The 7,840-nt window shown below is 50.4% G+C and carries 4 protein-coding genes, 21 tRNA genes and 1 rRNA gene; 25 read left to right on the top strand and 1 reads right to left on the bottom strand.

What is annotated here, in order from left to right:
• The 25 genes from H8B09_RS27795 to H8B09_RS27675 form a co-directional block, all read left to right on the top strand.
• Positions 1-90, top strand: a 23S ribosomal RNA gene (locus tag H8B09_RS27795); the annotation flags it as partial.
• Positions 91-236: 146 nt separating this feature from the next.
• A tRNA-Ile gene (locus H8B09_RS27790) sits at positions 237-313 on the top strand.
• A gap of 14 nt (positions 314-327) precedes the next feature.
• A tRNA-Ala gene (locus H8B09_RS27785) sits at positions 328-403 on the top strand.
• Positions 404-409: 6 nt separating this feature from the next.
• Positions 410-485, top strand: a tRNA-Asn gene (locus H8B09_RS27780).
• 5 nt (positions 486-490) lie between these two features.
• Positions 491-581, top strand: a tRNA-Ser gene (locus tag H8B09_RS27775).
• A gap of 13 nt (positions 582-594) precedes the next feature.
• Positions 595-669 (top strand) — tRNA-Glu (locus H8B09_RS27770).
• Between the two features lie 16 nt (positions 670-685).
• Positions 686-761, top strand: a tRNA-Val gene (locus H8B09_RS27765).
• Positions 762-771: 10 nt separating this feature from the next.
• Positions 772-848: transfer RNA gene (locus tag H8B09_RS27760), tRNA-Met, on the top strand.
• 15 nt (positions 849-863) lie between these two features.
• Positions 864-940: transfer RNA gene (locus H8B09_RS27755), tRNA-Asp, on the top strand.
• A 21-nt stretch (positions 941-961) separates the two neighbouring features.
• Positions 962-1,037: transfer RNA gene (locus H8B09_RS27750), tRNA-Phe, on the top strand.
• 18 nt (positions 1,038-1,055) lie between these two features.
• A tRNA-Thr gene (locus H8B09_RS27745) sits at positions 1,056-1,131 on the top strand.
• 8 nt (positions 1,132-1,139) lie between these two features.
• Positions 1,140-1,224: transfer RNA gene (locus tag H8B09_RS27740), tRNA-Tyr, on the top strand.
• A 10-nt stretch (positions 1,225-1,234) separates the two neighbouring features.
• Positions 1,235-1,308: transfer RNA gene (locus H8B09_RS27735), tRNA-Trp, on the top strand.
• Between the two features lie 16 nt (positions 1,309-1,324).
• Positions 1,325-1,400, top strand: a tRNA-His gene (locus H8B09_RS27730).
• Between the two features lie 9 nt (positions 1,401-1,409).
• Positions 1,410-1,484, top strand: a tRNA-Gln gene (locus tag H8B09_RS27725).
• An 11-nt stretch (positions 1,485-1,495) separates the two neighbouring features.
• A tRNA-Lys gene (locus H8B09_RS27720) sits at positions 1,496-1,568 on the top strand.
• Between the two features lie 15 nt (positions 1,569-1,583).
• Positions 1,584-1,669 (top strand) — tRNA-Leu (locus H8B09_RS27715).
• A gap of 10 nt (positions 1,670-1,679) precedes the next feature.
• Positions 1,680-1,766: transfer RNA gene (locus tag H8B09_RS27710), tRNA-Leu, on the top strand.
• A 73-nt stretch (positions 1,767-1,839) separates the two neighbouring features.
• Positions 1,840-1,914, top strand: a tRNA-Gly gene (locus tag H8B09_RS27705).
• A 4-nt stretch (positions 1,915-1,918) separates the two neighbouring features.
• Positions 1,919-1,992 (top strand) — tRNA-Cys (locus tag H8B09_RS27700).
• A gap of 16 nt (positions 1,993-2,008) precedes the next feature.
• Positions 2,009-2,085, top strand: a tRNA-Arg gene (locus H8B09_RS27695).
• A gap of 15 nt (positions 2,086-2,100) precedes the next feature.
• Positions 2,101-2,174, top strand: a tRNA-Pro gene (locus H8B09_RS27690).
• A gap of 225 nt (positions 2,175-2,399) precedes the next feature.
• Positions 2,400-3,809, top strand: coding sequence for an ABC transporter substrate-binding protein (locus H8B09_RS27685; protein WP_191206837.1), 1,410 nt, complete (start codon positions 2,400-2,402; stop codon positions 3,807-3,809).
• 62 nt (positions 3,810-3,871) lie between these two features.
• The gene (locus tag H8B09_RS27680) at positions 3,872-4,849 is read left to right on the top strand and encodes a carbohydrate ABC transporter permease (protein ID WP_191206836.1); all 978 of its coding nucleotides are present in this window, start codon (positions 3,872-3,874) and stop codon (positions 4,847-4,849) included.
• A 3-nt stretch (positions 4,850-4,852) separates the two neighbouring features.
• Positions 4,853-5,707: a carbohydrate ABC transporter permease gene (locus H8B09_RS27675; protein ID WP_191206835.1), complete on the top strand. Its 855-nt coding sequence runs from the start codon at positions 4,853-4,855 to the stop codon at positions 5,705-5,707.
• A gap of 101 nt (positions 5,708-5,808) precedes the next feature.
• Here H8B09_RS27675 and H8B09_RS27670 read toward each other — a convergent pair whose 3' ends face one another.
• Positions 5,809-6,870, bottom strand: coding sequence for a Gfo/Idh/MocA family protein (locus tag H8B09_RS27670; RefSeq protein WP_191206834.1), 1,062 nt, complete (start codon positions 6,868-6,870; stop codon positions 5,809-5,811).
• Positions 6,871-7,840 lie beyond the last annotated feature (970 nt).

Here is a 7,840-nt window from a genome sequence, read left to right as displayed (position 1 = left end):
CCCTGGAAGACGACCAGGTTGATAGGCTCGAGGTGGAAGCGCAGCAATGCGTGCAGCTGACGAGTACTAATCGATCGAGGGCTTATCCTAAGCGTTTTGGCGAATGCCAAAATCGCAACTTCGGAAGCATATATTACTTAAGCTAAAATGGTTTGCTACCATATTCATATTCAGTTTTCAGGGTGTGATCACCATACAAGAAATCACACCACAGTGTTGTGGTTTTTTTGTCTCAATGGCCTTTAGCTCAGCTGGTTAGAGCGCACCCCTGATAAGGGTGAGGTCGGTGGTTCGAGTCCACTAAGGCCAACCATTTCAATATTATATGGGGCCATAGCTCAGCTGGGAGAGCGCCTGCCTTGCAAGCAGGAGGTCAGCGGTTCGATCCCGCTTGGCTCCACCATGTTATTCCCTGATAGCTCAGTTGGTAGAGCACTCGACTGTTAATCGAGTTGTCACAGGTTCGAGTCCTGTTCGGGGAGCCATTTATAGAGAGGTGTCCGAGTGGTCGAAGGAGCACGATTGGAAATCGTGTAGGCTCTAACCGGGTCTCGAGGGTTCGAATCCCTTCCTCTCTGCCAGAACTTTATATAAGGCCCGTTGGTCAAGGGGTTAAGACACCTCCCTTTCACGGAGGTAACAGGGGTTCGAATCCCCTACGGGTCACCATTAATACTTCCATTATGGAGGCTTAGCTCAGCTGGGAGAGCATCTGCCTTACAAGCAGAGGGTCGGCGGTTCGATCCCGTCAGCCTCCACCATAATGAATATCGCGGGGTGGAGCAGCTCGGTAGCTCGTCGGGCTCATAACCCGAAGGCCGCAGGTTCAAATCCTGCCCCCGCAACCAATTTAATTCTAGTGTGGAGCCGTGGTGTAGAGGCCTAACATGCCTGCCTGTCACGCAGGAGACCGCGGGTTCGAATCCCGTCGGCTCCGCCATTTTTAACAAACATGCATTAAGGCTCGGTAGCTCAGTTGGTAGAGCAGAGGACTGAAAATCCTCGTGTCGGCGGTTCGATTCCGTCCCGAGCCACCATTCTTGACAACTTAATATGCCGGTGTAGCTCAGTTGGTAGAGCAACTGACTTGTAATCAGTAGGTCGTGGGTTCGACTCCTATCGCCGGCACCATGTTTCATGGAGGATTAGTGAAGTGGCTAAACACGGCAGACTGTAAATCTGCTCTCTCTGAGTTCGGTGGTTCGAATCCATCATCCTCCACCATTTTCTTTATAGGGGCATAGTTTAAAGGTAGAACAAAGGTCTCCAAAACCTTTGGTGTGGGTTCAATTCCTGCTGCCCCTGCCACTTAACTGTTTGTATGGCGGTCGTGGCGAAGTGGTTAACGCATCGGATTGTGATTCCGACATTCGGGGGTTCAATTCCCCTCGATCGCCCCATTACAATATTGGGGATTAGCCAAGTGGTAAGGCAACGGACTTTGACTCCGTCATTCCTAGGTTCGAATCCTTGATCCCCAGCCATTTTCTAATAAGAGCCATTAGCTCAGTTGGTAGAGCACCTGACTTTTAATCAGGGTGTCGTAGGTTCGAGTCCTACATGGCTCACTTTTAACTTCATATGCGGTTGTGGTGGAATGGCAGACACGCTATCTTGAGGGGGTAGTGGGCGTACGCTCGTGGAGGTTCGAGTCCTCTCAACCGCACCAAACTTAATACGCGGTCATGGCGGAATTGGCAGACGCGCTGGCTTCAGGTGCCAGTGGTGTAACAACCGTGGAGGTTCGAGTCCTCTTGACCGCACCATAATCCCCACAAAGTGACGTGAAGCTCTGTAGCTTAATCCGATTACTTGCGTGGACCTCGCTAAAATCAATATGCGGAAGTGGCTCAGCGGTAGAGCATCGCCTTGCCAAGGCGAGGGTCGCGGGTTCGATTCCCGTCTTCCGCTCCATTATGGCGCCATAGCCAAGCGGTAAGGCAAAGCTCTGCAAAAGCTTTACCCCCAGTTCGAATCTGGGTGGCGCCTCCATTTTCTTATTATCCATGTGCCCTTAGCTCAGCTGGATAGAGCGTTTGACTACGAATCAAAAGGTCGGGAGTTCGAATCTCTCAGGGCACGCCATCTTTACAATACTTACGGGATGTAGCTCAGCTTGGTAGAGCACCTGGTTTGGGACCAGGGGGTCGCATGTTCAAATCGTGTCATCCCGATTAAATGAAAAAACCGTTATCCATCCAATGGATAACGGTTTTTTTTGTGCTGCAATAATGACATAATGTCATTATTTTGAACTATTATTCAAATCTACATCTTCAGCAACATCTAATAAAAGTGGTACTTTACCCAATGGCGGAATCCTTACGCAATTCGTACTTTCGTCCTACAATATGAAGGCGGTTACATTTAAACAGGGTTGTAAAAAAGGGAGGCAAAGTATGAAACGATTCAAACATGCTTTAATGGGAGTCTCGGCAATGCTTGTCGTAACAACAGCACTCACAGCTTGTGGCAGCTCGGACTCGAAGTCGAATTCAAACGCATCCTCAGACACTGGCTCTAGCACGACTGCAACGACTACTGACACTGCGACGAAGAGCAATGAGAAAGTAACGATCAATCTCTGGAGCTTCACTGACGAAATTCCGAATATGACGAAAAAGTATACCGAAACGCATCCGGACGCGAACGTAGAGTTCAAAACGACGGTTATCGCAACGACGGACGGCGCTTATCAGCCTGCACTTGACCAAGCACTCGCTGGCGGCGGCAAAGACGCTCCAGACATCTACGCAGCTGAATCGGCATTCGTACTCAAGTATACGCAAGGCGATGCATCCGACTATGCTGCTAACTATGCAGACCTGGGTCTCACGGATCAATTGGTGAAGGACGCTGGCATCGCTCAATATTCCGTAGATATCGGCAGCAAAGACGGCCAGCTTAGAGCACTCGGTTACCAAGCAACGGGCGGCGGCTTCATCTATCGTCGTTCGATCGCAAAAGAAGTATTCGGCACTGACGATCCTGCAACGATCAAAACGGAAGTTGGCCCGGGTTGGGAAAAGTACTTCGAAGCAGCTGACAAGCTGAAAGCAAAAGGTTATGCAATCGTTTCCGGCGACGGCGACATCTGGCACCCAATCGAGAACAGCTCCGATCAAGGCTGGGTTGTTGACGGCAAGCTTCACATCGATCCGAAGCGCGAGCAGTTCCTTGACTACTCCAAGAAGCTGACGGACAACGGCTACAGCAACGGCACGCAAGACTGGCAGGAAGCATGGTATGCGGATATGTCCGGCGCAGGCGCGAAACCAGTATTCGGTTTCTTCGGCCCAGCATGGCTCATCAACTATGTTATGAAGGATCAAGTTAAAGACACGAACGGCGACTGGGCTGTTACGGAACCACCAACAGGCTTCTTCTGGGGCGGCACTTGGCTGCTCGCGAACAAAGATGTTACTAAGGACGAAGCAAAGAAAAAAGCAGTTGCTGACTTCGTCAACTGGGTAACGCTCGACACGTCCGACACAGGCCTCCAATACTATTGGGCTAACGGCACGATGAAAGAAGGCGAGCAAGGTACGAAAGACAGCGTTGCATCGTCTGTTGTAATGGATAAGTCCAATGGCGAAGTTCCACTGCTCGGCGGACAAAATATGTTCGAAGCATTCGTTCCGGCGAACAAAAACGCTTCGGGTAAAAACCTGACGCAATACGACGAGTCCATCAACCTGATCTGGCGTGACCAAGTACGTGCATACGCAGCAGGCAACAAGACGCGCGATGCAGCACTCAAAGACTTCAAGCAAACAGTTAAAGACCAACTCGGTATCGAAAGCGAATAAGAGGCGCCGAAGGGGCGGGGCGGATTATCCCGCCCCTTTATATCAATTGATGAGGTGAGTACATGCGCCGCAAAGGAACAATTAATTACGCGAAATACGGCTATATTTTCAGCATTCCTTTTGTATTAGTGTTTCTCGTTTTCGCTTTGTATCCAACGCTGTATACGGCTTTTATAGGGTTCACCGATATGAAAGGGGTTATCCCGAAACCGGTTCATATCTTGGATAATCCGTTCCAGAACTTCAAGGAACTTATTTTCGACAATGCATCGTTCAGACAATCACTATCTAATACATTTATTCTCTGGATTACGAACTTCATCCCTCAGATTGCTCTTGCACTCTTGCTTACGGCATGGTTCACGAACCAGCGCCTGAATATTAAGGGGCAGGGCATGTTCAAAGTTTTGCTCTACATGCCGAATATAATCACGGCGAGTACGATCGCTGTGCTTTTCAGTACCTTATTCGCTTTTCCGATGGGTCCTGTGAATAGTTTGTTCGATGCACTCGGGTGGTCCGATGCGCCAATTCAATTCCTTCAACAGAAAAATACTGCAAGGGGCATTGTTTCGTTCATTCAGTTCTGGATGTGGTACGGTAACACGATGATCATTCTGATCGCAGGCGTCATGGGCATTAACCCGGCTCTCTTCGAGGCTGCGGCAATTGACGGCGCCAGCGGGTTCCAGACCTTCTTCCGCGTCACGCTGCCTAGTCTTCGTACGATCATGTTGTTCACGCTCATTACGTCGATGGTCGGCGGTTTGCAAATGTTCGATATTCCGCAGCTGTTCATTACCCCTGCGGGCGGTCCGGATAATGCGACTTTAACGACATCGGTGTTCATCTATGGGCAAGCATTCAAAGGTGCTTACATGTATAACAAAGCCGCTGCAGCAAGTATGATTATGTTCGTAATTGCAGCTGCATTGGCAGCATTGATGTTCTATCTGATGCGCGATCGCAGCGAAGGACAGCTGCGGAAGAAGCTCAGAGCGCAAAAGAAAGCTGCAAAAGCAGCAGCAAGGGGGATGTAATCAATGGCAAATTCAGTGACTGCAGCAAAGGCCACGCGCGGCATCAACAAGACCATCATCTATATCGTCTGCATCGGCCTTGCAGTGCTCAGCATCCTCCCGTTCTGGATTATGTTCGTCAATGCGACGCGTTCTACAGCTGAAATTCAAAGCGGCCTCTCGCTGCTGCCGTCGACTCATCTCAAGACCAACTGGGATGTGCTGACGAGCAAAAGCTTCGATCCGCTTAAAGGGTTCTTGAACTCGTTCATCATCTCGGCTTCATCAACCGCCTTGTCCGTCTATTTCTCGGCGTTGACCGCATACGGGCTCGTGGTTTACAACTGGAAGTGGCGTCAAGCGTTCTTCACTTTCATTCTGTGTGTCATGTTGATTCCGACACAAGCAAGTGCAATTGGCTTCTACAAGTTCATGTATCAGCTGCACTTGAACAACAGCTTCCTGCCGCTCATTCTGCCAGCGATTGCAGCGCCGGCCATGGTGTTCTTCATGCGCCAATACCTGCTGTCGACGCTGTCGCTCGAAATCGTTGAAGCATCGCGTATTGACGGCTCGGGCGAGTTCGCTACGTTCAACCGGATTATCCTGCCGCTCATGACGCCGGCACTAGCGACACAAGCGATTTTCGCTTTCGTCGCAAGCTGGAACAACTTGTTCATGCCGCTCATCTTGCTCACGGATAAGTCGAAGTACACGCTGCCGATCATGGTCAGCTTGCTCCGTGGAGATATCTATAAGACGGAGTTCGGCTCGATCTACATGGGTCTGGCGCTGACGGCATTACCGTTGTTCGTGATCTACTTCTTGCTGTCCCGTTACATCATTGCAGGCGTCGCGCTTGGCGGCGTTAAGGAATAGTACAGCAAACAGAGATAGAACGCGCAAGAATTGGGTTAGAAAAGTCAAACAAGCCTCTTCCATGTGGAAGGGGCTTGTTTGTTATCTGGCGGCCTTACTGACTATCCAATACGAACAGTGACAGCTCCCTTGCTCGCGAGCGCCTCGTCCATGCTTAACCCCAGGCGGACATCTGTTAATGCCTCGGCCAAGGAATAGAAGGAGGTGCCATCTTTCAGGAAGGTATGCATGCGTAGCAGCGCTTCGGCGATGCCGATCTCCTCATCCGACAGCGAGTGAGGATAGAAGGGATTGCGATAAAGGATGTCAGCGCCTGCTTGAAGCTGGGCAAGAGAAAGGTTGAACAAGCTTCCCTCCTGGCCATGCTGGGAACGCTGAATCGTAACGGTCTCGAAGTGATCTGGCCCTATTTTGCGCGTAATCGTATTGTCTTGGATCTCACCATGTGTGCCGCGAATGAGGATGCGATTGCTTCGAATGGTGGAGAAATATTGGGAGCGGGCGAAATCAAGCACAGCGCTCTTGCCATCGGCAAAACTGAAGATCGCGATGTCCTGCTGCTCGATGCCGGGTTCGTTCGACGAGGCTTGTCCTCGATGTGGGGTGTCTGCAATGGGCATAGAAAAGCGTCGTCCGATAATCTCGCACTCCAGCGTCGTACCGATGGACAGCCACTTGCGAATAAGGCTGATCCCATGGTAACCGTGACCGGCCGACACTTGAACGTGCATCACATCACCAAGTTTGCCGGAATTGATGTAGGCCGTGCGTGCTTGGTTATGCGGCAGAAACGGGTATTGCTCTGCAACTTGAATGCGGGGATTGCGTGCTGCAATAGTCGACAACTGCTCGTATTCGGCAAGACTTGTCGCGGGCGGCGTTTCGGCTAACATTGGGATATCGGAGGCAGCTAGGTCGGTAATATAGGCAGTGGCAGATGTTTTGGATACCGCTAGAACGAGAAAATCACTCTCGGCGGCAAGTTCCTCGGCTGAACGAAAGGCGCGAACACTCCAACGTGCGAGAAGGTCGCTGTATTTGGCCGGGTCGCGCAGGACGATCCCGGTTATATGAAACAGATGCGGAAGCAGGCTTGCAATACGAAGATAATAGGCAGCACGCCAACCACCTCCAATAATGCCGATCCGTAGCGGTGCATTCATACTGATCACTCATTTCTAATACAAGTTAACTCCATTGAAGCAAGCTTTGGAACAGAATGCAATGGCTTACCCGTTGTCATTAGTACAAAAATGATGTGACGCTGGCGGGCGAAACGCTGAATCTGCTCGGTGTCGGCCATTTGCTCATCGCGTTCGATTAATATTAATTCTCGAATATACACAATCAAGGTTGAATCTCCCTTAGTCCTTGTGCTAATATAAGTCCAATATCTTCGGCGTTGATGAGAAAAAATGACAAGAGCGCTTATGTCCAGAGAGCGAAGGGAATGCTGGAACCTTTGCCGTAATCTCCTGTCAGATGTCGTCTCGGAGCGGGTTGACCGAACGTTGAATCACTGCGAAGCAGTAGATTCGACCAGTAGGCTCAAACGGAGTGGCACACGTTATCGTGCTGCAGGTAAGGCGCGCCTTACCTCATGAGACCGGAATCGCAAGGTTCCTGGTAAATCAGGGTGGTATCACGAAATGTTCCCCTTTCGTCCCTGTGGCATGGCAGTCGAGTACTGTCTTTGCTGCAGAGATGGGAGGGGTTTTATTATTTCTATACACATATTTCCTAAGCAATGATGAGATTAAATGACAAGGGCTCTTATGCACAGAGAGCGGAGGGAATGCTGAAACCTCGGCCTTAATCCCATGTCAGATGTCGTCTCGGAGCTTGTCGACCGAACGAAAGGATTCACGCGCAGCGTGTGGATTCGATCAGTAGGCTTGAACGGGTTGGCACACGTTATCGTGCTGGAGGTAAGGTACATCATCGCATGTTCTTACCTCATGAGGCCGGAATCGGAAGGTTCCCGGTGAATCAGGGTGGTATCGCGAGAGGTCCCCTTTCGTCCCTGCAGCAAGACAGTCGTGTACTGTCTTGCTGCAGGGATGGAAGGGGTTTTTGTTTACCTCCAACCATATTGAATAAGCGATGAAAAGATTAAATGACAGGGCTCTTATG

Origin of the sequence: Paenibacillus terricola (genome assembly GCF_014779765.1) — a bacterium.
Lineage (GTDB): Bacteria > Bacillota > Bacilli > Paenibacillales > Paenibacillaceae > Paenibacillus_T > Paenibacillus_T terricola.
This window is presented reverse-complemented; position numbering and strand designations above follow the sequence as displayed.